This is a genomic window from Pseudomonas sp. RGM2987, assembly GCF_022952855.1.
GTDB lineage: Bacteria > Pseudomonadota > Gammaproteobacteria > Pseudomonadales > Pseudomonadaceae > Aquipseudomonas.
The window spans coordinates 93687-117439 of sequence record NZ_JALJDX010000222.1; the positions used below are offsets into that span (position 1 = coordinate 93687).

Annotated in this window: 17 protein-coding genes; 9 read left to right on the forward strand and 8 right to left on the reverse strand. The window is 61.0% G+C overall.

Annotated elements, in window-relative coordinates:
* The first annotated feature begins 49 nt into the window (after window positions 1-49).
* The 3 genes from RGM2987_RS26700 (at window position 50) to RGM2987_RS26710 (ending at window position 3702) form a co-directional block, all read left to right on the forward strand.
* Window positions 50-1921 carry an ATP-binding protein gene (locus RGM2987_RS26700; RefSeq protein WP_245145856.1) on the forward strand — a complete coding sequence of 624 codons (1872 nt, stop codon included), beginning with the start codon at window positions 50-52 and terminating at the stop codon, window positions 1919-1921.
* A 126-nt stretch (window positions 1922-2047) separates the two neighbouring features.
* Complete coding sequence (locus RGM2987_RS26705) at window positions 2048-3253, forward strand: hypothetical protein (protein WP_245145857.1); 1206 nt, start codon at window positions 2048-2050, stop codon at window positions 3251-3253.
* A gap of 11 nt (window positions 3254-3264) precedes the next feature.
* Entirely contained in the window at window positions 3265-3702 is a 438-nt protein-coding gene (locus tag RGM2987_RS26710) for a phosphate ABC transporter substrate-binding protein (protein ID WP_245145858.1), read from the forward strand.
* 253 nt (window positions 3703-3955) lie between these two features.
* Here the strand turns inward: RGM2987_RS26710 and RGM2987_RS26715 are convergent, their stop codons facing one another.
* Window positions 3956-6319, reverse strand: a complete 2364-nt coding sequence (locus RGM2987_RS26715) for an EAL domain-containing protein (RefSeq protein WP_245145859.1) — start codon at window positions 6317-6319, stop codon at window positions 3956-3958.
* 302 nt (window positions 6320-6621) lie between these two features.
* On the opposite strand from RGM2987_RS26715, the gene RGM2987_RS26720 reads away from it, so the two are divergent.
* A complete protein-coding gene (locus RGM2987_RS26720) occupies window positions 6622-7848 on the forward strand; it encodes a zinc-dependent alcohol dehydrogenase (RefSeq protein WP_245145860.1) in 1227 nt (408 codons plus the stop codon).
* A 421-nt stretch (window positions 7849-8269) separates the two neighbouring features.
* Here the strand turns inward: RGM2987_RS26720 and treA are convergent, their stop codons facing one another.
* The 5 genes from treA to RGM2987_RS26745 all read right to left on the reverse strand — a co-directional run bounded on the left by treA (window position 8270) and on the right by RGM2987_RS26745 (window position 15512).
* Entirely contained in the window at window positions 8270-9907 is a 1638-nt protein-coding gene (gene treA / locus RGM2987_RS26725; RefSeq protein WP_245145861.1) for an alpha,alpha-trehalase TreA, read from the reverse strand.
* Window positions 9908-10050: 143 nt separating this feature from the next.
* The gene (locus RGM2987_RS26730) at window positions 10051-12804 is read right to left on the reverse strand and encodes an RHS repeat-associated core domain-containing protein (RefSeq protein ID WP_245145862.1); all 2754 of its coding nucleotides are present in this window, start codon (window positions 12802-12804) and stop codon (window positions 10051-10053) included.
* 361 nt (window positions 12805-13165) lie between these two features.
* Window positions 13166-13591: a YciI family protein gene (locus RGM2987_RS26735; RefSeq protein ID WP_245145863.1), complete on the reverse strand. Its 426-nt coding sequence runs from the start codon at window positions 13589-13591 to the stop codon at window positions 13166-13168.
* Window positions 13592-13740: 149 nt separating this feature from the next.
* Window positions 13741-14997 (reverse strand): MFS transporter, encoded by a 1257-nt coding sequence (locus RGM2987_RS26740; protein WP_245145864.1) that lies wholly within the window; start codon window positions 14995-14997, stop codon window positions 13741-13743.
* Between the two features lie 20 nt (window positions 14998-15017).
* On the reverse strand, window positions 15018-15512 hold the full coding sequence (locus RGM2987_RS26745; protein WP_245146160.1) for a helix-turn-helix domain-containing protein: 495 nt from the start codon (window positions 15510-15512) through the stop codon (window positions 15018-15020).
* Between the two features lie 325 nt (window positions 15513-15837).
* Here RGM2987_RS26745 and RGM2987_RS26750 point away from each other — a divergent pair, with 325 nt between their 5' ends.
* A complete protein-coding gene (locus tag RGM2987_RS26750) occupies window positions 15838-16056 on the forward strand; it encodes a tautomerase family protein (RefSeq protein WP_245145865.1) in 219 nt (72 codons plus the stop codon).
* A gap of 20 nt (window positions 16057-16076) precedes the next feature.
* Window positions 16077-16535, forward strand: a complete 459-nt coding sequence (locus RGM2987_RS26755) for a DoxX family protein (protein WP_245145867.1) — start codon at window positions 16077-16079, stop codon at window positions 16533-16535.
* Between the two features lie 18 nt (window positions 16536-16553).
* Here the strand turns inward: RGM2987_RS26755 and RGM2987_RS26760 are convergent, their stop codons facing one another.
* Window positions 16554-18296, reverse strand: coding sequence for an OPT family oligopeptide transporter (locus RGM2987_RS26760; RefSeq protein ID WP_245145868.1), 1743 nt, complete (start codon window positions 18294-18296; stop codon window positions 16554-16556).
* Window positions 18297-18393: 97 nt separating this feature from the next.
* Window positions 18394-20619, reverse strand: coding sequence for a TonB-dependent siderophore receptor (locus RGM2987_RS26765; RefSeq protein ID WP_245145870.1), 2226 nt, complete (start codon window positions 20617-20619; stop codon window positions 18394-18396).
* A gap of 219 nt (window positions 20620-20838) precedes the next feature.
* Between RGM2987_RS26765 and RGM2987_RS26770 the strand changes: the two genes are divergently transcribed.
* The 3 genes from RGM2987_RS26770 to RGM2987_RS26780 all read left to right on the forward strand — a co-directional run bounded on the left by RGM2987_RS26770 (window position 20839) and on the right by RGM2987_RS26780 (window position 23669).
* Window positions 20839-22092: an MFS transporter gene (locus tag RGM2987_RS26770; RefSeq protein WP_245145872.1), complete on the forward strand. Its 1254-nt coding sequence runs from the start codon at window positions 20839-20841 to the stop codon at window positions 22090-22092.
* An 83-nt stretch (window positions 22093-22175) separates the two neighbouring features.
* The gene (locus RGM2987_RS26775) at window positions 22176-22691 is read left to right on the forward strand and encodes a sigma-70 family RNA polymerase sigma factor (protein ID WP_245145874.1); all 516 of its coding nucleotides are present in this window, start codon (window positions 22176-22178) and stop codon (window positions 22689-22691) included.
* Complete coding sequence (locus RGM2987_RS26780; RefSeq protein WP_245145876.1) at window positions 22692-23669, forward strand: FecR family protein; 978 nt, start codon at window positions 22692-22694, stop codon at window positions 23667-23669. It abuts the gene before it with no gap.
* Window positions 23670-23753 lie beyond the last annotated feature (84 nt).

Consider the following 23753-nt stretch of genomic DNA (forward strand, 5'->3'; position numbering starts at 1 on the left):
CGGCGGATACCACAAGCCTTGAGTCGTGAAACCATGCAGGGAGCACACTATGACGGCCCAGCGGCCCAATACACTGCGGTTGGACCCTGGCATCACCGATTGCGCAGCGCCCGAGCCCGCTAGCGGGGCCAGTCTGATCCGGCGCGTCTTCGACCAGGCCAAAGAGGCCTACATTCTGTTCCCGCTGCTGGCCGTGTTGCTGTTGCTGGCTATCTGGACAGCCACGCTGTACCTGATCAAGGTTGAACGTCTTCGCGCACAACAAAGCGCGGCGATGGCGAGCGTGGAAATCGGCGCCACCTACGAAGCGCAGATGCTGCGGGCCATTCACGAAATCGACCAGACCCTCAAGCTGGTCAAATACACCTTTGAGACCGAGGGCGAGCCTGAACCGTTGCGCAAGCTCCAGCAGCGGGCCCTGTTGCCGCCGGCCCTGGTGTTCGACGTCAGCGTGGTCAGGCCGGACGCAAGCCTGGTGGCGAGCACGCGGGCGCACGAGCGGGAAAACATCGCCGACCCCGATGAACAGCAAACCCTGCGCCACAGCGATACCCTTTCCATCAGCCGGCCCTGGAAAAGCCCGGCAACGGGCGAATGGCGATTGCGCTTCAGCCGCCGGCTCGACGCGGCGGACGGCACTCTCAGTGGTATCGCCAGGGTCGAGGTCGATGCGGCCTACTTTGTCAGCAGTTATGACCCCTCGAAACTCGGCGACCATGGTGTGCTCGGACTGCTCGGAACCGATGGCATCTTCCGAGTCCGGCGTACCGCAGACGCGGTGATGGCGGGTGATGAGGTCGATTACGCTGCAGTAGTGCCGGACGCCGAAAACACCGAGGCCGTGCTCGCGGTCAATGGCTGGGACGGGGTACGGCGCTACACCAGTGCCCGGCAGCTCTACGATTTTCCGTTGGCGGTGATCGTCGGGCTGTCCGAGGAGGAGCAATTGGCGGCGGTCATCCAGCGGGCGCATACCTATCTATGGCGGGCGGCGGGTGGCAGTCTGCTGTTGGTGCTGCTGGTGGGACTGCTCGCCCGGATGAGCTGGCAACTGGCGCAGAGTCGTTTGCGTGCTGCCGAGACCCAGGCGCAACTGGCCGCCGTCGCGCGCCAGGCCGGCATGGCCGAGATCGCCACCAATGTGTTGCACAACGTCGGCAACGTGTTGAACAGCGTGAACATCTCCGCAGAACTGCTCACCCGAAAATTGCGCACCAGCAAGGCCCAGGGCCTTGGCAAGGCGGTGCAACTGATGAACCAGCACGCCGACGACCTGGGCGATTTCATCTCCAAGGATGAGAAAGGCAAGCTGCTGCCCGGGTACTTCAATCAACTGGTCGACGCGCTTGCGGTCGAGCAACAGAGCATGACCGACGAGCTTGAACAACTCTCCAAAAGCGTCGATCACATCAAGGAAATCGTCGCCGCCCAGCAATCCTACGCGGGCGCCTCGAGCATCGCCGAGACCGTCCAGATCAAGGAACTGATCGAGGATGCCCTGCGCATGAACGCCGGCATCCTCGCCGCACGGCAAATCACCATCGTGCGACATTTCGCCGAGACGCCACCGCTGCCGCTGGACAAGCACCGGGTGCTGCTGATCCTGGTGAACCTGATCAAAAATGCCGGCAGTGCGATGGATGACAGGCCTGACCTGCGCCCGCAGATCACCCTTGAGAGTGAAATCCAGGGCGACAGCCTGGTGATCAGGGTCATCGACAACGGCGAAGGCATCGCTCCGGAGAACCTGACGCGGATCTTTGCCCATGGGTTCACCACTCGCAAGGACGGCCATGGTTTCGGCTTGCACAGCTGCGTCCTGGCGGCCATGGAAATGGGCGGTTCCCTGCAAGCCCATAGCGACGGACCGGGAAGCGGCGCGATGTTCACGCTGAAACTGGCAATCAAGACTGCTGAATAAGAACGATCCTGGTAACGCCGCCGGGGCCGGTAATGGTGCAAGCGCATCTGGATGCCCGGATGCATTATTTTCTGATGAGGTCGCGGGGACTCTATGGCGGCAAGACTCAACACTCTGGCCTGGGCAATGGTGACTTTGTACCCCTGTGTCGCCAGCGCCGACGACGCAGACAGATCGATATTTTCGCTGAGCAGTTTCGGCACCGTGGGAATCGTCCACTCCAGCGAAAAAAATGCCGACTTCACCCCGAGTATCTTCAAGCCCAACGGTGCCGGTCACACGCGCAGCTGGAACGCCGACGTCGACAGCCTGGTCGGCGCACAACTGACGGCGACCTTCACACCGCAGTTTTCGGCGGTGGTGCAGGTCATTTCCGAGCAGCGCTACGACAACAGCCATCGCCCCTTCGTTGAATGGGCCAACCTCAAGTATCAGTTCACCCCGGACTTCAGCGTTCGAGTCGGACGCACGGTGCAACCGGCCTTTTTGTTTTCCGACACGCGTAAAGTCGGCTACACCCTGCCCTGGGTCAGGCCACCGGGGGAGGTCTATAGCTTGATTCCCGTCACTAACATCGACGGTATCGACGTCAGCTACAGGCTGCATCTTGGCGATGTGATCAATACCGTGCAGGGCAACTATGGTCAAAGCGAACCGCGGCTGCCCGATGGTGCGGGCAAGATTCACGCAAAGGAATCATGGGGCATTTCGAATCTGACCGAGTACGGCGCCCTGACCACCCGCGTCACCTATCTGGAAACCCATCTGACCGCAGAATCGTTGAACCCGCTCTTCGATACCTACCGGCTGTTCGGTGACGAGGGCGACCGCATCGCTGACCGCTATGACCCCAAGGACAAGCTCATGAAGTTCATCGGCGTGGGGGCGATCTATGACCCGGGCGACTGGTTCGTCATGGGCGAATGGGGCCATTTCGACAGCAATTCGGCCATCGGCACCCTGGGTGCCTGGTATGTGAGCGGGGGCTACCGAATCGATGCATTCACGCCCTACGTCACTTATGCCCGCTCAAAGACCCTCAGCGAAACCTCGACCGCCGGTCTGAGCACCGCGACCTTGCCGCCGGAATTCGCAGGCGTGGCGACGGAGCTCAACGCCACACTGAACACCGTCATGGCGTCAGCCAGCAGCCAGCAGACCTGGTCGATGGGCGTGCGCTGGGACTTCGCCAAAAACATGGATGCCAAGCTGCAATACGACCATACCCACCTGGGCAACGAATCAAACGGCCAGCTAACCAATCTGCAGCCGGACTACGAGCGCGGTGGCACGTTCCGCCTGCTGAGTCTTTCCGTGGATTTTGTCTTCTGATGGAGCCGATCATGCCGGGTCTCAAACGCATTGCGCATGCGCTGTTGGGAACTGTCCTGTATGCAGGCAGCTCCTTTGTCACGGCCGACGTGGTCGTGGTGGTCGCCGCGGCCAGCCCGTTGCAAACACTGACGCGCAACCAGGCGGCCGACATTTTCCTGGGCAAGACCAATCGCCTGCCCGGCGGCGGCCAGGCTGTGGTCATCGACCAGCCGGAAGGCTCCGCGACCCGCGATGAGTTCTACTCGACCTACACCGGCAAGTCGGCGGCACAGATCAAGGCGCACTGGTCGAAGATTATTTTTACTGGTCGGGGACAACCTCCGCAGGTTGTGTCCAATAGTGCAGAGGTCAAGAAACGTATCGCCGAAAACCCCGACACCATCGGCTATATCGACGCCCGCGAGGTGGACGGCAGCGTCAAGGCACTGCCGGCTGCTTCGCAGTGAGCAATCCACAACCTCACAGGGGTTTTGTGGGTGTCTGGGCTGTTGCTGTCAGGTGCTGATGGGAGGCATCGGAGAATCCAGGACTGACGCTCGTTTTTGTGGCGAGGGAGCTTGCTCCCGCTGGGTTGCGCAGCGACCCCTTGAGGCTGGATGCGCTCAGTCTGATACACCGAGGCACCTGGTTCTTGGGTCTGCTGCGCAGCCCAGCGGGAGCAAGCTCCCTCGCCACAGGGGGTTAGGGTGCCTGGGCTATTCAGATTGGGTCTGGGTTTTGCGTTTGCAGCAATGCCATGAACTGGGCGGCGGGCAGCGGTTTGTTGAAGTAGAACCCCTGGAACTCATCGCAGGCATTGTCCCGGAGGAAGTCGGCCTGTTCCTTGGTCTCCACTCCTTGCGCAACCACTGTCAGGCTGAGGGTCCGTCCCATCGCGATGATCGCTTCGGTCAGGGCCTTGTCTTCCGGCACGCTGGCGGTGTCGCAGATAAACGAGCGGTCGATCTTGATGGAGTCCAGCGGGAACTGCTGGAGCGCGGAAAGCGATGAATAACCGATACCGAAATCATCGATGGCGATGCGGATGTTCAGCTTCTTCAGTCCGGTCAATACCATCAACGCCCGCGAGACGTCCTGCATCAGCAACCTTTCGGCAATCTCAAGTTCCAGCAGGCTGGCGTCCATGCCGGTTTCTTCAAGTATCTGCGCCAGGTCCGAGAGTAGGTTTTCATCGTTGAACTGACGCGCCGTCAGGTTCACCGCGATGCCCAACCGTGGCAAACCCTGTTGTTGCCAGGCGACGTTTTGCTGGCAGGCAGTCCTGAGCACCCACTTGCCGATCGGCACGATCAACCCGGTCTCTTCGGCCACCGGGATAAATTGCATGGGCGCCACCGTGCCCAGGTCCGGGTGGTTCCAGCGCAGCAGCGCTTCCATCCCGGTGATCTGGCCGCTGCGCATATCGCGCTTGGCTTGATAATGCAGTTGGAACTCCTGGCGCTCCAAGGCATGGCGCAGGCTCAGCTCCAGCGTCATCCGCTCCAGCGAGTCGGCGTTGAGTTTCTCGGAGTAGAACTGGAAGTTGTTCTTACCCTTCTGCTTGGCCTGGTACATCGCGATATCGGCGTGTTTCTTCAGGGTCTGCTCGTCCAGGCCATCCTGGGGAAAAATGCTGATGCCGACACTGGCGGTCACGCGAAACTCCTGGCCTTGCAGGTTGAACGGCTTGGCAATGGCAGAGAGGATTTTCTGTGCCGTGGTCGCCACATATTTATCCTCCGAGAGCTCGGGCAGCAACACCACGAATTCGTCACCGCCCAGCCGCGCGACCGTATCGCTGGCCCGCAGCGAAGCCTTGAGCCGCAAGGCGACGCGTTGCAGCAACTGATCGCCGGCGTCATGCCCCATGGTGTCGTTGATCTGCTTGAACCGATCCAGGTCAAGGAACAGCACCGCCAGTTGCCGATGATAGCGATCGGCTTCGCGAATACTCTGGGCCAGGACCTTGCTGAACAGACTGCGGTTGGGCAGCGAGGTCAAACCGTCATGGTAGGCGAGATACTCGATACGTTCTGCATAGGCGACCTTGGCCTGGGCCGCCCGCAAGCGGCCTTGCGCCAGTTGCCAGCTCATCCGGCTCAGCAGCGCGACCAACAACACCAGCAACAGGCTACCGCCGGCCGCACGCCACAAATAGGTGTGCGCCTGCCGGGTGGTTGCGGCCAATTGCTCCTGTTCGGACAACCCCACCACCACCGCCAACGGAAAATCATAGAGCTGGCGGGCGCTGGTGTAGCGCCGTACGCCGTCCCACCTGTTGGTCGAGAGCACCGCCTCGGTGTCTTCGGTATCTGGCACCACCGCCGCGTAATCGACCGAATCACCGGCCATCACCGTTTCCCCGGTGCGCCGCACACGAAAGATGCCGTCGGTGCCGAGCAATCCCAACACGCCCTTGTCGCCAAGCTTCGAAGCATCGTAACTGCTGGCAAAATAGGCCGCATCGACCTCGACCATGGCGATCCCGGAGAACGTGCCGTTGGCCGCGTCAAGCCGACGACTGAAGCGCACGCGCCAGTCTCCGGTGCCGGGGTTCCTCCAGGGCCGGCTGATGGACAACGTATTGGCGAGCCGAACGCTTTGCGACTCACCCTGGGCGACGACGCTCCCGGCCTCACGTGCCTGGGTACTGGCGACGACCAGGTCATTGGCGTCGACCACACTGACGTCAAACAGATAAGGCGATGGCAGTAATTCCCGCGCCTTGAGTTTGGGCAGCGGATTGCGTTCCCCCTCGACCTCGTAGGTGAATTTGACGAGCTTGAGCGTCTGGTCAATCTCCCGCACGGCCCTGAGAATCTGTGCTTCATAGGTGGCGCCGATTTCCAGGCTCGCCGCGGCGATGCTCTGCTGTGCACGAAGCTGTTCGACCTTGATCAGGTACAGGGTGCCCGCCCAGATCGCCAGCAGTAGCAAGCCGGCCAACAGGGGAAACAGGATGTAGGCTTCCCTCGCCTGGTCGAAGACGCGTCGAAACCGGCTGGTGTCAGTACCGGGGGCGGGTTGCGCGTTGGGGGTGTGATCTGGGACCGACCTCAGTGCGTCCGACCGCTGGATCAGCATGCTGTGCTCCCTGCAATGATCAATTCCGAAGGCCGTGGACGGTGATGGCTCGATAAGGTGGTTGATATTCGCTCGCCCGCACGAAAGGACTGGCGGACCTGCTGAAAACTATAGACCACAAACCGCAAATGGCGCTGCCAATCGGCACCCAGTCCCGGCCTTGTTGATTGCCATGACCGCCATGAGCGCCAATGCCGCGGGGAAACAACCGCCAGTCCCCGGCCCCTGCGATCTCTCTGAACTTCCAGCACCCAGCGCCCCTCTGCCCTTTACCATCACGCTATCGAAAGAGGCAGGACATCATGAGAGCACTCACCTATCACGGTGCACACAGTGTGAAAGTCGATACGGTCCCTGATCCGATCCTGGTGGACAGCGACGACATCATCCTGCGGGTCACCGCAACGGCCATCTGTGGTTCCGACCTGCACCTCTATCGGGGGAAAATCCCTACCGTCGAGCACGGCGACATCTTCGGGCATGAGTTCATGGGCATCGTCGAAGAAGCGGGCTCAGCGGTGACCGCCGTGCAACCCGGCGACCGGGTGGTCATCCCTTTCGTGATCGCCTGCGGCAGTTGTTTCTTCTGCCAGATGGACCTGTTCGCCGCCTGCGAAACCACCAATACCGGACGTGGCGCGATCCTGAACAAAAAGGCGATCCCGCCTGGGGCCGCGCTGTTCGGTTTCAGCCACCTGTACGGCGGCGTGCCCGGTGGGCAAGCCGAGTATGTGCGCGTACCCAAGGCCAATACCGGTCCTTTCAAAGTACCGGGGACACTCTCGGACGAGAAGGTGCTGTTCCTGTCCGACATCTTGCCCACCGCGTTTCAAGCGGTCACTAATGCCGGGATCGGCAATGGCTCGAGCATCGCCATCTATGGCGCCGAACCGGTAGGCTTGTTGAGCGCCGCCTGCGCCAGAATGCTGGGCGCCGAGCAGATCTTCATGGTCGATCATCACCCCTATCGCCTGGCCTACGCCCAGAAAACCTACGGCGTGATCCCGATCAATTTCGATGAAGACGACGATCCCGCCGACACCATCATCCGCCAGACCAAAGGCATGCGCGGCGTAGACGGGGTGGTCGATGCGGTCGGCTTCGAAGCCAAGGGCAGCACTACCGAGACGGTATTGGCAACGCTCAAGCTCGAAGGCAGCAGCGGCAAGGCGCTGCGCCAGTGCATCGCGGCCGTCAGGCGCGGGGGCACGGTGAGCGTACCTGGCGTCTACGCAGGTTTTATCCACGGCTTCCTGTTCGGGGATGCTTTCGACAAAGGCCTGACCTTCAAGATGGGCCAGACCCACGTGCAGCGTTACCTGCCTGAATTGCTCGGGCACATTGAGACCGGCCGCCTGTCTCCGGAAGTGATCATCAGCCATCGTATGTCACTGGAACAGGCGGCAGAAGGCTACAAGATTTTCGACAAGAAGCAGGAGGATTGCAGGAAGGTGATCCTGACGCCGGGCAACAATAGTGCCATTGCCTTGCCCGACGATGGCGGCCCGATTCCGATGCCCGTGACTTGAGTTTGTTATTTGGGTGTTGAGGGCGAGAGGGAACTTGCCGCCCTCATCGCGAGCAGGCTCGCTCCCACATTGGATCAGCGGTGGTCGCGATTCCAGGTATGACGCAGATCCTGTGGGAGCGGGCTTGCTCGCGAAAGCAGTGGGTCAGCTTGAACTGAGGGTGAATAGGCCGCAGTCTTCGCGGGCAAGCCCGCTCCCACATTAGATCTGCGGTGGTCGCGATTCCAGGTATGACGCAGATCCTGTGGGAGCGGGCTTGCTCGCGAAAGCAGTGGGTCAGCTTGAACTGAGGGTGAATAGGCCGCAGTCTTCGCGGGCAAGCCCGCTCCCACATTGGATCAGCGGTATCTTGCAAATCCAGACCTGACACGAATCCTGTGGGTGCGGGCCCCTCTCTTGATCCGTCCTGCGCTCCTTGACGTCATTGCCCAGCCATGCGCTGCGGGACGCCGCCGGAGTATTTACTCATGAGTTTGAGCGTCACCCCGTTCGTCCAACCGAAGCCGTCCTGCAACTCATACTCGCCACCGCCACCGCCACCGCCATTGCCTTGGCCGGACAGGTCATATTTCTCCACCAGTTTGTTCTCCTTGCCGTAGAGGTCCTGGACCTGTTGCAGGAAATGACTGCCGATCTGTTGCGCCAGCGCCGATTGCCCGTAGCGGTCCAACCCTTCCACCGCCACCCATTGCAACGGTGCCCAGCCATTGGGTTCGTCCCACTGCTGGCCGTTGTTGACCTGGGTCGTGGCAATGCCCCCGGGACGCAAAAGCCCCTGGCGCACCGCATCGGCGGTGCGATTGGCGTGCTCGGCCGAGGCCAACCCGGTGTACAGCGGGAACAGCGTGGCCGCGCTCAGTTGCTGGCGTTGCTGGTGCCGTTGCCAATCGTAATCCACATAGAAACCACCTTCGCCATTCCACAAGTGCTGCTCGATGGCCCGCTGACGTCGCTCGGCACGCTGTCCATATGCCTGGACGCAAGGCGCGTTCTGCACCGTCTCGCAGGCCTTGGCGATGGTGCGTTCCAGGTGATAGACCAGACTGTTCAAATCCACCGGTACGATGGAGGTGGTGCGGATGGTCGCCAGGTTTTTCCCATCGCCCAGCCAACGGGAACTGAAATCCCAGCCACTCTCGGCGCCCGCGCGCAGGTCGCGCCAGACTTCCTCCTTGGGTCGGTCCGGGGCCTGCTCGGCGGTCTTGACGTCCTGCATCCAGGATTCCTGGCGCGGCGTCGGGCTGGCGTCCCAATAGCGATTGAGTACGCTGCCATCGACGAGCTTGACCGCATGTTTGGCTGCCTCACCAGGCTTGAGGGTGCTGGCGCCGTCCATCCAGTAGGCGTATTCCTTCTGCAACTGTGGCAAGTAGCGCCCGTAGGCCTGGTCACCTTCAATATGTGCCTGCAACTCGACCATGTAGGCAAAGAACGGTGGCTGTGACCGGCTCAAGTAATAAGTACGGTTGCCATTGGGGATGTGCCCGTAGGTATCGATCAGGTAGGCAAAGTTGTCGGTCATCTGGCGGACCTGGGCTTTGTCGCCGCTGCGCTCAAGACCCAGCATGGTGAAGTAGGAATCCCAGTAATACATCTCACGAAAGCGCCCGCCCGGCACCACATAGGGCTGCGGCAAGGGCAGCAGGCTGCTGTACTGCGGCACTTGGCGATAGGTGCGGCTCAATACCGGCCAGAGTTTGTCGATGTGTTCTTCAATCGGCTCCCCGGGCTTCGGCGCCGGGCTCTCGGCCTCGCCGGATTCAATGAAGTTGTCCTTCACAAAGGCCTTGAGGTCGAAGCCGACGTCGTCGTGGCGGGCCAGGTAGTCGGCGCGGATCTGCGCCGGGTCGCGGTTGGGCAGCGCGTCGACGAAATGCTTCTGGTCAGTGAAGACCTGCTGGCGCTGCACCGCCTCAAACAGCTCCGGATACAGCTGATCAGGGGGCTGAGGCGTACGGGCTTGAGCGTCCTGGTAGCTCCAGGTTGCAGGCGGTTGGCTTGAACAGGCCGCGCAGAAAACGGCGGCGAAAGAAAGACTGGTGAGATAGATCGGTCGCATCAGCGGCTCCATGTTGTCGTTCCTGACAGACAGGTGACAGGAGGCGATGGAGCTGGGTTCATTAAATGCGCCGGATTCGACGTGGCAAGGTGCTGGTGGCCCGGGACTGACACCTATCAAAAACAATAGCATCGATACCGTTTTTAATATTCCCCCTGAAATTTTATATACGGCCTCCTTGTACTTACTTGAGTTGGCGCATCAACAGGACTCAACCCGTCCTGCATTTCAAAAGACTTTGCGCCAATCATCTGCTGAAGCTGCATAGGCGCCTGGGCATCGTTCACGTACAGATATTGTTTAATCGAAGCCGTGGTACTCGCACCCGCTAGCCCCACGCGTATGTCAAGCAATCGCTCTTTATGAACATGAGAATCCTCACTCAATACAATTGAGGGAACATCATGAATCTCGAAGGCTAGTATTCCACCGTTTCCTGAAAGATAAGAGCGAACCGAATGGGCCTTCTCCTCGTTGCTAAATAACTCACCCCCCAGGGCATCGAGTTTGACCTTCTCCCCAGCAAGATCCTGTAGAACTACCGTCCCACGGGCCAGGCCAGGATTACCGGCAGACGTATTGAATGCCTCCAGATAGCGCCTCGGCCATATTTCCATCGTCCTACTTGACGGATTATGCTTGACCATATCAGCTTCAAACTCCCAGCGCTGCCCCTTGCTAAAATCGTTCATTTTTATTTTCTCATACCATATTAACGACGGCACTTCCTCAAACCTGCCCAGCCAACGATCCATCAGGCTAGGGTTGTATGAAACCACAAGATTGGCAATAACGTTATGCCCAATCATTTTCTTAGACTTTAATTCCGAATGAGTTAATTGCAATCGCTCAAGACGCCATTTCCCGAGCTGCTCCGGCTTAGCCAGCACCGAGTCCTCACCATTTAGTCCTCTTTCGTCTTGGAATAGGACAGGTCGATTCCCAACCATTGCAAAGAGGTTAAGACCATCCGTTGTTCCCGAAGGGTCAGGATTGATCCACCGACACAACCAGGTTGCGTAATACCTGAACCCATAATAATAAAGCCCCGTTGCATCCCGCTCCTTGCCCGAATAACGCACAGTCTTGTAACCCGCCTCCACCTCACTCCGTCCGGCAAACCAGGCGGTACTGCCATAGGGGTGATAAGCCTCCTGGCTGATCATCTGCGCCTCGTCATCCAGTTCCAGGCTGCTCGACCCAAGATGGTCAGTCAGGTTGTAGCGATACTGATCGTTGGCGATTCCAGAGGGCGGGGTCGCTTCCCAGTGCAATACCTGCATCGCGCTACGGCCGGCTTGTACGCTGATCACTTGAAGTACTTCGCCCGTTATTGAGCGGATCCGGATTTCCAAGCCCGGCAAGTAGCGAACTTCGGATATCAGCGAACGGGCGTTGATTTGATTCGTACGCACCTTGCGCCGCCGCATGCCATCACTACCATATCGATACAGCTCGCTATCGTCCGCCCTGTCTTCCCGCTCAATCGGCCGAACTTCACTCAGCTGATTACGCAAATCCCAGCCCATCGCCTGGCCCGGTTGCAGTTCCAGCAAGTTCCCATTGCCATCGAACGCAGCGACAATCTCCTCTTCGGTGGGTGGCCGGTCATTTTGCTCGGGCAGGCAGCGGTTGCTGTAGCGTGCCGCCGTCAGTTTGCGGCTGTGGTTTTGCGGGCCGACATGGATCAGTTCCAGCAAGTTACCGCCGGCATCGTAATGGTAAGTCTGACGGTAGTTGGCGATAGCACCCGGGTCGTCGAAACGATTGAACCCTGGCCCACGACTGGCGGCCCCCGCCTCCCAACCGGTCGCTTCGAGCAACTGATAAAGGGTGTCGTAGCGATAGCGCTTGACCGGCTCTACCCGCTGGTTGGCGAAGAACCGAATCGGTAACGCCGCATCTTCGATGCTCAACACGTTACCCACCGGGTCGTAGTCATAGCGCAGGTCTTGCAGGATTTCGCTGCCATGCAGAGCTTGGAGCCGGGTCAAGCGCCCATCCTCAGGGCGATAGGTCAGCGTGCTGACCACGCCGTTGCCAGCGGTTTCCTGCTCCACCTGGCCGTAGGCGCCGTAGGCAATGTCGCTGGCCAATGTGCGTGGAGAGGTCTGGTCGCTGAGTTGCAGATGGGTGGCGAACAACACGCCATCAACCGTGTAATCGAACGACTGTCGATTGCCCTTGGCGTCCGTCTGCTCCGATATGTCACCCAGCGGATTGAAACGCGAAGCGCTGCTGGCGGCTTGCGCGAGCGGCTCCAGCAAGGCATCTCTTTCCGGTCGCGCCGAGGGCCAGTCTGGCAGGTCCAGGGAAAGCAGGAAACGCTGGGTCTGCTCAAGCACCCCACCGGCCAGCGCATAGTCGTCCAACGTCTGGGTGCCGACAGGGTCATCGTGGCGAATCAACTGCCCACATTGGTTATGCACAGCGAAATCAGCGCCTCTGTCAGCGTATTCATAGCGCTCGCTGCAACGCGGCGCCTCGCCTTCGCCCTGTTCGATGATCGCCAAGGGACGTAGCAGCTCGTCGTACTGGATCCGTCGCTCCGTGCCTCGACTGTCCCAGCTCTGGAGCAACTGGTCGCCATCACCGAACAGGCTGATGCGCCCGCCGGCATCGACACTGATCGATGCCAGGACTTTGCCTGACAAGGAGTACCGATTCTTCAGGTTGGCCGGTGTCGCGGTGTCTTCTGCACGCAAAGCCCAGAGCCGCGGATCCCACTGTTCGACCAGCCGTCCCAGCGCATCGCAGGCATTGCGGTTGATCCGCTCTTCGGGCTCCACCGTCTCGACGGAGCGACAATAAGCCACCGATCGCACGGTGAGGCCCCGGGGGTCGAGTACCGTAAGGGTAGGTGTACTGACGTCAATAGTGCCGGGCGCCACTGGCATTGCCTACGTTCCTTCAGGTTGAGATTGGCAACAGCAAGTCAAAGGAGACCTTGGAGCTGGAGCCAACCTCCCCCCAGCCTTCTTTACCGATACTCTGGATCGCACCGCCGCCCTTGGGCAATGAGTGGGTGTGATGCTGAACGCCTCCTGTTGGTCCATCGCGCGGCTCCCGGCGGGTTTGCTTCGGCCAATGTGCAAGCAATCCGGCCGCGCCGCTACTGTCAGAGCTCACAGTTTTTAAGCGCTTAATGAAATAGCACAATGACCGGGGCGGCATAACCAGGTCAGGTCACCGGCCTCAACCTCCGTTGAAGGTCAGGTAGGGGATGATTTTCATGGCAGGATTTCCTGTTGTAGGTGTTCACGATTGCCCGGGCATCTTTGACCGCAGGCGTTCTTCCTGCTCACGCAACTCGGGGGTGAAGGTGTCGCCAAAATCTTCGACTTCGAAAATCTGGCGGATTTCGATTTCGCTATCGCTGACCATCGGGTTCGGGCAGCGTTTGACCCAATCGATCGCTTCCTGCAACGACTGGACCTGAAAGATCCAGAAGCCGGCGATCAATTCCCCGGTCTGGGCAAAAGGCCCAGGGACGACGTTCCGGTCCGTGCCGGAAAACTGCACGCGCACGCCCTTGGCGCTGGGATGCAGCCCTTCTCCGGCAAGCATCACCCCGGCCTTGACCAGTGTTTCGTTGTAGGCGCCCATGGCGGTCAGCAGTTCTTCGCTGGGCAGTTCTCCGGCTTCCGATTCGGGGCTGGCTTTGACGATTACCATAAAGCGCATGGTCTTATCTCCTGAAGGTCGATAAGCCGTCCTGGTGGCGGCTCTATGGATAGTCGAACGGCCGAGGGTGAGATCGACAGGCTGGAATAATATTTTTCAGCCTGTCGGGGCGAGTACGTGTCCGGGAACGAGTCCGCACGGAGGGTGATTCAAGTCACTTCATAGCGCTTCGCAGCCGCCGCGACGGGCTGCGGAGCGCGGCTCGGGATGCAGGTCTCCGGTAGCACCAGCAACAGGCCGAGCGCCAGCGCAGCGATTGCAGCCAGCGTCAGGAACGCAACACTGTAGCCAGCCGCCTGCACCACGAAGCCCGCCAGGCTGTTGCTCAACGCGGCGCCGAGCCCGAATACGGTCGACAGCACGCCAAGACTGACATTGAAGCGTCCGGTGCCTTGGGTCAGGTCCTTGACCACCAGCGGGAACAGCGCACCAAACAGCCCGGCGCCAATGCCATCAAGCAGTTGTACCGCCACCAGCCAGTAAGGATCGTCCGACAGCACATACAGCACGCCGCGGATCGGCAGGATCAGGAAGCCCGCCAGGAGCAGCGGCTTGCGCCCCCAGACGTCGGCCTTGACCCCGACCAACCAGGCCATGGGCACCATGACCAGCTGCGCCGCAACGATACAGGCCGAAGTCAGCGGCGTAGCCAGATGCGCATTCGCCTGGGCAAGCTTCTGGCTCACCAGAGGAAGCATGGCGGCATTGGCCAGGTGAAACAGTGCGCAGCAGATGGCGAACAACAGCAGCGTGCGGTTATCCAGCAGTATCCGCAACGCCGAGGGCATCTCGCCCGGGACCGGTTGATCCGCCTCCAGGCCACGGGCCACGTCGTGGTCGATGGCGTCGGCGGACACACAACCGACTGCCACGATACTGGCCAGCGCCATGGCCGCCATCAGGTAGAACACGGCGATGGGCCCGAACAACCAGGCGAATCCACCGGCCAGCAGTGCCGCGCACGCATTGCCGGCATGGTTGAAGGTCTCGTTTCGCCCCGTGCGCCGGGTGAAGGCCCTGGCCCCGGTGATGCCCAGGGAAATCGCTGCAATAGCCGGGGCGAATACCGAAGCGGCCACGGCGCTGAGCGCCTGGGTCAGCGCCACCAGGCTAAACGAAGAGGTGAACGGCAACACCATGCAACCCAGCGTCACCAGTAACGCCGCAGCGGCCAGGACGGCGCGCTTGCTGCGGACCCGATCGATCAGTGCACCAGCCGGCCCCTGGGTCACCAGCCCGGCGATGGCCGACACGGTCATGACCACGCCAATGCTCGCCGGATCCCAGTGATGGACCGCCAGCAGATAGATCGCCAGGTAGGGACCCAGCCCATCGCGCACGTCGGCGAGAAAAAAATTCAAACCGTCCAGGGAAAGGTTGTTACGGCGGTCGCGGTTAAGATCCATATCGGCCTCCATAAGGGCGTTCACGACTTACGCTTGAAAGCTGCCCGGCGGGCGGTACGCTCGTCCAGGAAACGCTGGCTGATCGTCGCTTCCAGGTCCTTGCGCTGCACAGGCACGCCGCAATGCGGGCAGATGCTCGCCAACCCGACGTCATGACCGCAGGCCCGATGGACAAAGTGCATCGCCAGCCCCTCGTCCTCGTCCTTGCACCAACCCTCGCCCCAGGCGCGCAATGCGTAGAGCACCGGGTAGAAGGCCCAGCCCTTTTCCGTCAGCTGATACTCGTAGCGCATCGGTTTTTCGTTATAGGGCCGACGCTCGACCATGCCGTCGGCTTCCAACGCTTTCAGGCGTGAGGCCAGCATCTGGGGCGTGGCACCGGTCTGGATCTGGATCTCTTCGAAACGCGTCGAGCCCATGTACAGCTCGCGCAGCACCAGGATCGTCCATTTGTCGCCGACTATGTCCACCGAGCGTGCAACCGGGCACACCGTCTCGTTCGTCTCATTGTGCATCGGGCTCACCGGGTTCTGGTCAAGATCACTATTGTTTTCATAGTCGACACCGCCGGGCTCCTCCAGGCCTTGCAACCGCAATGAAGGAGTCAGGGCCATGACCGTAGCGTCGGGGTTCCCTGCACGCCTGGTCACAGCAATCGCGCTCGCGGCCACGGCGACCAATGCCTGCTCGCCCCGCGATTCGAGTGCGTTGATTGTTTCGCAACATTGAATACACATGGCAACCCAACGGCATTTATCTCACGAGGCTGAACAAGAAGAATGCGTTCCCAGGGCACGTCGCCCCTTTCCAACCCATCACCTTCTTCCAAGGAACCATCCCATGCCGTTTGCCAATTTCAAATTCCCCGAAGGAATCCTCGATCACGCGCGCAAAGAGGAGATCATCCATCGCACCACGCAAATGTTCGTCGAATACTTCGGCGAGCAGGTCCGTCCGTTCAGCATGGTGCTGGTCGAAGAGGTTGCCGACGGCGGCTGGGGGCGCGCCGATGAAACGCTGACGTTGGAGAAGATGGGCATCGCCAGGGACCGCAAGTGATCACCCGACATGCGTCGGCAATGCGCACGCGCATTGTCGCCATGGGTGAGCGGGCGACCCTGGCAGAGCCTTACCTGTACGCCCTGCTGCGGATCGTTTTCGCGGTCGTTCTGCTGACCCACGGCGTGCCAAAGGCGCTGGGCACATCCCACGGGTCGATGGCTGACCCGATGGCCGGATCGATTCACCTGATCGACAACGTGCTAGGGCTGCCCTTTGCACCTCAACTGGCCTTTTTGGTCATGCTCCTGGAAACCGGCGGTGCACTCCTGCTCGCCATTGGCCTGGGCACTCGATGGGTGGCGCTGCTGATCGTCATGCAAATGGCTGCGATCAGTTATGCCTTGGGACCGAACTGGCCGTGGATCGACCGAGGCATTGAGTTTGCGGTGCTGATGGGGTTTCTGGCGCTCTATATAGTCGCCCGCGGAGGCGGAGCCTTTTCATTGGACTCGCGTTTGGGGGCACGCCTGAGGTGACGGCCCCTCTGCTCGCCATCACCCGCTCCCGAGCATCTGCCACAACGAAGCCCCCACCCCGGTGATGCTCTCCCCGGCGATCAATCCTGCGGCAGCGGTAATGGCGAAACGTTCGGTCAGGCTCGGCCAGCGACAACTGACCAACCAGGTGAGCACTGCGCCCAGGGCCATCATCAGCGATACCGAAGCTGGCAGGACAAACGCCAGCCCCAACGCCGCCGTGCTGGGCAGGTAGCGCGTGCGGTGGGCAGGCAAGAGGCTGTCGAGAATGCCCAACAGCAGACCCGCCAGGCCACCGATGAAAATCGCCCAGCGGATACTCACCGACAGCGAGTCCAGACCGTGGGTCAAGGTCTGTGCGACGGCTTTCCAAGTGGCAACGGCCGGAGCCGGCCACTCTTCGGTGAGCAGCATGGCTTGCGGGTCCGGGATCAGGGCCAGGTAGGCGAACACGCCGACGATGCTGCCGATGAAAATCCCCAGGGTCTGGGCGATCAATTGTTTGCGCGGCGTGGCGCCAATCGCCTTGCCCACCTTGAAGTCGTTCATCAGGTCGGTGCATTGCCCGGCCGAACCGCCGGCGGTGTTGGCGCTCATCAGGTTGATCGGCACCTGCCCCGGCGCGACGATGCCAAAGCTCAACTGCGACAGCTGGCCGATGGCACCGATGGGCGGGATCCCGGTGGCACCGACCACCCGAGCCGCCACGGCAGCCAGGCAGATCGCCAATGGAATCGTCAATAACGCCATCCACGGGTTGATGCCGAACAACGATGCTTGCAGGCTCACCACCAAGAGGATCGCCAGCAGGAATCCGGCGGCTGGCCCGATTTTGGGCACCACCCAGATCGCCCCACTGCCAGCCCGGGTAGACCGGTGCAAAGCCCACAAACGGATCGCCAGCGAGGCCAACGTCGAGCAGACCATCAGGCTTACCCCGGGCCACAACAGCCACTCCACCAAGGCGGCGAATTGCGGGCCGCTGCTGCCTTCGGGCAACTGCACCAGGCCCTGCGCCAACAGCCACGGCGCCAGCCCGCCCCACGCCAGCACGGCGCCAAGCAGCAGAGTCAAGCCAACGCGAATGCCGATGATCCCGCCGAATCCCACCAGCAGCAGCGAAGGATCCGCCGTGAACGTCAGGCGCTCCAGCTGGGCGGTGGGCGACCAGCGCGGCAAGGCCCAGAGAAAACTGTCGACCCACTTGACCAGCGCCGACAGCAACGTCGCACTGAGCAGCACTTTCAGGCGCGTCGCCGCTTCGTGGCCGTGGTTATAGATATGCAGCAGCGTCTCCAGGGTCGCCATGCCCTCGGGAAATTTCAGCGCCTTGTCATTGAGCAACGACGGACGCAAGTACCAGGCGATCCAGATCCCGAGGAAACTCACCGAAAACACCCAAGCGACCATCGGCAGCGCATCCAACTGTTGACCGGTCAGCAAGGTGTAGGCCGGGATGGGTGCCACCAGGCCACCGGAAATGATCGAAGCGGCGGCGGATGCGACGGTCTGGTTGATGTTGCTTTCGTGCAGGGTCCAAGGCAGTCCACCGGCCGAGCGCCTGGCGAGGCCTTGCCAGAGGCCATAGCCGATCAACAAGGCGATGATCGACATGTTGAACGACCAGCCGATCTTCAATCCGGCGTAGACATTGGAGGGTGTCAGCAGAATGCCGAGCATGATCCCGGTACACACCGCACGCAGGCTGAGTTCGCGTTCGACGGGCCCGTGCGGCGGAATCGGTGACGAAGTTGGAGGCATGCGAATTCCTTATCGACAGTGACAGCGCGTTCACTTGAGGCGGCAACTTAACAAGTGAGTGCTGTATTGGCGCAAGGTTCATACAACGGCATCAGCCTCAGAAATCGACCGTGGCCGAGAGCTGCAACGTGCGCGGATAGCCTGGCGAGAAGGCGCCGTACGAAGCCACACCCGACCAGTATTCGCGGTCGAACACGTTCTGCACGGTGGCGCGGAACGTGGTAGGCCGACCTTCGATCTTCGTGGCATAACGGGCGCCCGCGTCGAAGCGGGTCCAGGAATCCAGTTCCTGGGTGTTGGCCTGGTTCACGTACTGCTTGTCGGTGTAGATCGCGCCGCTGGTGAGGGTGAAGCCTTCCAGCCACGGCGTATCCCATTCGGCCCAGACGTTGGCTTGTACGTCCGGCACACCCACGGGTTTGTTGCCACGGTTGGCGGCGGTGGCCGAATCGGTCAGCTCGCCATCGAGCAGCGTCACGCCACCCATCAGGCGGGTGCCGGGCGCCACTTCGCCGAACATGCTCAGCTCCACGCCACGGTTGCGTTGTTCGGCCTGCACCGAGAAAACGTTGCCGGCACCCACTTCACCACTGGGCTTCTCGATCTGGAACAACGCCAGGGTGGTCATGAACGTACCGTGCTCATACTTGACGCCGATTTCGTGCTGCTTGGACTCATAAGGAGCGAAGGTCTCGCCGGCGTTGGCCGCGGTGCCCGGCGCGATGTCACCCTTGCTCAAGCCTTCGACGTAGTTGTAATACAGCGACACGTCCTCCCAAGGCTTGACCACCACGCCGACCAGCGGCGTGGTCGCGCTGTCGTCATAACGGGAACTGACCGAACCGTTCGCACCATAGTTACGCGACTCGATATCCTGGCGTCGCAACCCCAGGGTCAACTGGAAACGGTCGTCGAGCATCGACAAGGTGTCGGTCAAGGCAAAACCGCTCAGCTCCGACTCGGAAACCCGTAGCACCTTCGGCGAGCTGATGTATTGCTTGGGCACGTCCACCGGGTGATAGATGTTCGAGCGCACTTCGGTACCGTTGGTGATGCCTCGGGACAATTCGTCCTGGTAACGCGTCGCCATCAAGGTGGTGGTGTGGGTCACCGGGCCGGTGTCGAACACCCCGCGGATCCCCACATCGGCCGTCGAGCGGTCCACGTTGAATTTGTAATGACCCGGCACGTTGGCGGTGTCACCGGCATTGTTGATGATTCTCGGGACCTGGTCGGACATCCGGTCAACGTCGGACCGACCGCCGCCCGCGTGGGCAAAAACCGTGACCGAGTCATTCAGGTCGTATTCGCCGCCCAGCAATGCCGATTGCTCCCGGGTGTCCGACCAACCCCAGTCCTGCGACACATTGGTGCGACCGTTAGGCGCTGACGGAACATCCACGCCGGGGGCAACGGTGAAGGGCCGCGAGGCGCCTTCGAAGCTTTCTTTCTGGCTGATGAAGTCCAGGTTCAAGCGCAACCGCTCGCCTTTATAGTCGAGGGCGATGGCGCCGATGTTGAGTTCGCGTTCCTGATTATCGACGGCGGTATCGCCACCTTGCAGGGTGCCGTTGAAGCGCACGCCGAACTGGTTTTCCGAACCGAACCGGCGGCTGACATCCAGATGACTACCCAGTTCGGAGTCGGATGCGTAGCTGGCGGTCACGCGGGTCAGGTCTTCGTCCAGCGCACGCTTGGGCACGATGTTGATCACCCCGCCTACCCCGCTGTTGGGCGAAATACCGTACATCAGGGCACCCGGGCCCTTGAGCACTTCGACCCGTTCGGCGTAGTCGGTGAATACCCGGTAGTTGGGTGCCACACCGTACACACCGTCATAGGCCAGCTCACCGAGGTTGCCCTCGCCGATCGGGAAACCACGGATGAAGAAGGAATCGACGATGCCCCCTGTCTGGCCGGTGGAGCGCACCGAGGGGTCACGTTGCAGCGCGTCGGCCACGGTCACGGTCTGCAGATCGGCCATGGTCTTGGCGGTGTAGCTGGTCACGCTGAAGGGCGTGTCCATCACATCCTTGTTGCCCATCATCCCCAGGCGAGCACCCCGTGCGACCTGCCCACCGGCAAGGACCGCAGGCAAGTCACTCGGGCCGCTGGAGGTCCCGGTGATGTTGGTCTCGTCAAGGGTCAACCCCTGCGCTTTCCCGTCCGTCGAAACGTTCGAGTTTTTATCGGCAACCGGTTCCTGAACCGGGGTTGCCGCCCAGGCGGTGGCGCTTCCTGCGGCCAGAACGAAACTCAGCGTGGCGGTACGAATCGCGAGTGATAACGCGCACTCACCGCAGGGTCGACTTGCAACAGACATGACGGAGGGATCCTTTTCAGCAAGAGAAAATGGTAATCACTCCTATTGCCAGTCGACCTGCGAAAAGGTATCACCCCCACGAAATATTTTTTTGCGCTGCGCTACCGTTTTTTTTTGCTCTGCGCTACCCCATCGCCAAGTCATGCATACGCGCCAGCCGCTGCGCGTGTATCGTTTACGGTCCGCCCGCGACCACCCTTCAACCACCGAGGCTGAGTAATGCCCTACGCAGGTACAATCCAGGGTTCGACTGTAAGAGTCCTGATTTATCTTCTGTTCGCGATTCAGCTCATCTCCATGGGCGCGATGGAAATGAGCGGGCCTTTCTGGCCCATCCACCTGCGTGGGCTGACGTCCTCAGAATCGGTTTTCAGCTTCGCCAGCGTCGCCGTGTATGTCGGGCCGATGCTGGGCATCATGCTGACCAGCGCCTTCTGGGGCCGTGTCGGTGACCGCTACGGCCACAAGCTGATGATGATCCGCGCCCTTGCAGGCTTGTCGCTGACCCAGCTCGGGCTGGCGCTCTCCAGCGATATCTGGGTCATCCTGATCCTGCGATTCCTGCAAGGCGCCTTCGCCGGGTACATCGCTCCGGCGCAGGCCTACGGGGTCAGTATTGAAGTCCCTTCACGGCGGGCGCGGTTGTTCGCGATCCTGCAAATTTCCACCAATGTCGGCTCGCTGCTCGGCGCGGTGCTCGGCGGGTTGATCCTCGACTACGCGACCTTTTTCTGGATCAACATCATCGCCTCTGCACTGTGTGCGATTTGCACCGTGGTGGCCGCTGTCACACTGCCGCGGGTGCCGCCAGCGAAGAAGCCCCCGACCGTCAATGCTCGTACGTCGACGGGCCAGGCTGCGAGTGTCTGGCAAACATCACCGCTGCTGTCGTTGCTGTGCGTCATGGGTATCCTGCTGCTGGCGCGGATGCTGCCGCAGACCTCATTTTCGTTATATGTGAGTTCGGTGTTTGACGTCAGCAACTCGGTCGTCGGCCTGTGCTACGGCTTGCTGGCGCTGGGCTTCATTTTGTCCGCCACGGCCTGGTCTCGTTACTTCGAGCACCAGGACCTGCAAGACACACTGCAGCGCATGACCTACGTCGTGCTGGGCTGCATCGCCCTGACCGCCATCGCGGGGTTGACGCGCAACGCCATCGTATTCGTAATCGTCTACTTCGCCTGGGGGGTGTTGCTGGGCGCAACTACGCCAGTGCTGATGGCCCTGATTTCGAAAGCCGCCGACAGCTCGCGCCAGGGTCATGTGTTGGGTATCGCCCAGGGCACCGCACAGTTCGCCTCCATCGCAGGCATTTCAGTCGGTGGGTTGCTCAGCCAGGCCTACGGCTTGCAATACACCTACCTGTTCGTCTGCCTGGCCTATGGGCTGGCGCTGCTTGCGGTGGTCGCCTTGCGCTGCCGGTCGACAAATCTGCGGCCACACCGAGCTCCACCCGAGGCTGATCAAGGCTGAACGAGTTGGCGAATCGCGCTTGCGTCGCGAGAGAGTTGTCAATTAGCATTGGGAATACTTCTCAATTGCAAAAAACTGCAGCCATGAGCGAAACCCTGCCCGCGAACAAAGACCATCATCTGCGCGTGATCGAGGCGCTGTACGCCGGCCATCATGGCTGGCTGTACGCCACGCTGAAGAAAAAACTGGGTAACGCCATGGATGCGGCGGATCTGGCGCAGGACACCTTCACCCGTATCCTGGCGTCCCAGGTCACGGCCATCGAGCAGCCACGGGCCTACCTGAGTTGCGTCGCCAAAGGCATCCTCATCAACTGGTACCAGCGCAAGGCACTGGAGCGCGCCTACCTCGACGCCCTGGCACATGTGCCGGCCCAGGAAGTGCCCTCGCCCGAAACGCGCTTCATGGTCCTGGAAACCCTGCACGAAATCGACGCGATGCTCGATGCCCTGCCACCGCTGGTCAAGCGTGCTTTCCTGCTGTCGCAGATCGGTGGTCTGAAGTACAACGATATCGCCGAACAGCTGGACGTCTCGCTGATCACGGTCAAGCGCTACATGAAGCAGGCGTTCGTGCAATGCCTGTTGCTGGTGGAATGAATGCTGACTCGCCGTCAGGAGCCGCCGCTCGACCCCGAGGTCCTCGAAGAGGCCGCCGAGTGGTTGATGCGTTTGAGTGAGGGCGATCTGAGCAGCACCGAACAGGCCGAGTGGGAGTGCTGGAAAGTCAGCAGCCCCGAACGGGGCCGGGCCTGGTCTCGTGCGCAGCTGCTGCAAAGCAAACTCGGCGGCCTGCCGCCGTCGCTGGCGATGTCGACGCTGGACCGCCCAAGCAACCCCGAACGTCGCATCGCCCTCGGCAAACTGGCGATGCTGCTGGCAGTGGCTCCCGCTGGCTGGGGCAGCTGGAAACTGGTCCAGTCGCAACAATGGTCGGCCGACTACCGCACCGCGGTCGGCCGGCGCCGCGAGTTGACCCTGGCCGACGGATCGCGCCTGACCCTCAATACCGCCACGGCGGTCGACGTACTGTTCGATGCCAACCAACGACTGATCAAACTGCGCGAAGGGGAAATACTGGTGCAGACCGCGCCGGATGTCTCGTCCCAAGCCCGCCCTTTCCTGGTCAGCAGCCAGGACGGCCTCATGCAGGCCATGGGCACCCGCTTTACCGTTCGCCGGACGCAAGCGCGCACCCAACTGGCAGTCCTCGACGGCGCGGTGCGGGTGGCACTGGCTGACAATCGCCAGAGCGCGCCAATCATCGTCAACGCCGGGCAGCGCACCGACTTTTCCGCCCAAGCCTTCGGCCAGTTGAACCCTACTGACCCTAACGTCGGCGCCTGGACCCAAGGCATGCTGATGGCCGACAAGATGCGCCTGGCGGACTTCGTCGCCGAGCTGGCGCGCTATCGCCCAGGCTTCGTGCGTTGCGACCCGGCCATTGCCGAACTGCGCATTTCCGGCGCGTTCCCCATCAGCGACACCCAGCGCAGCCTCAACATGCTGGTGCAAACCTATCCGGTGCTCGTCAGTGGCCGCTTGAACGGATATTGGGTGACGCTCTCTCCCGCCTGACCTGCGGAAAAATAAATGCCTGGGCAGGTGATACTTTTTCCGGTTTCAGCTGGCTAGGAAAGGAATAACCCTTTCATCTTGCCC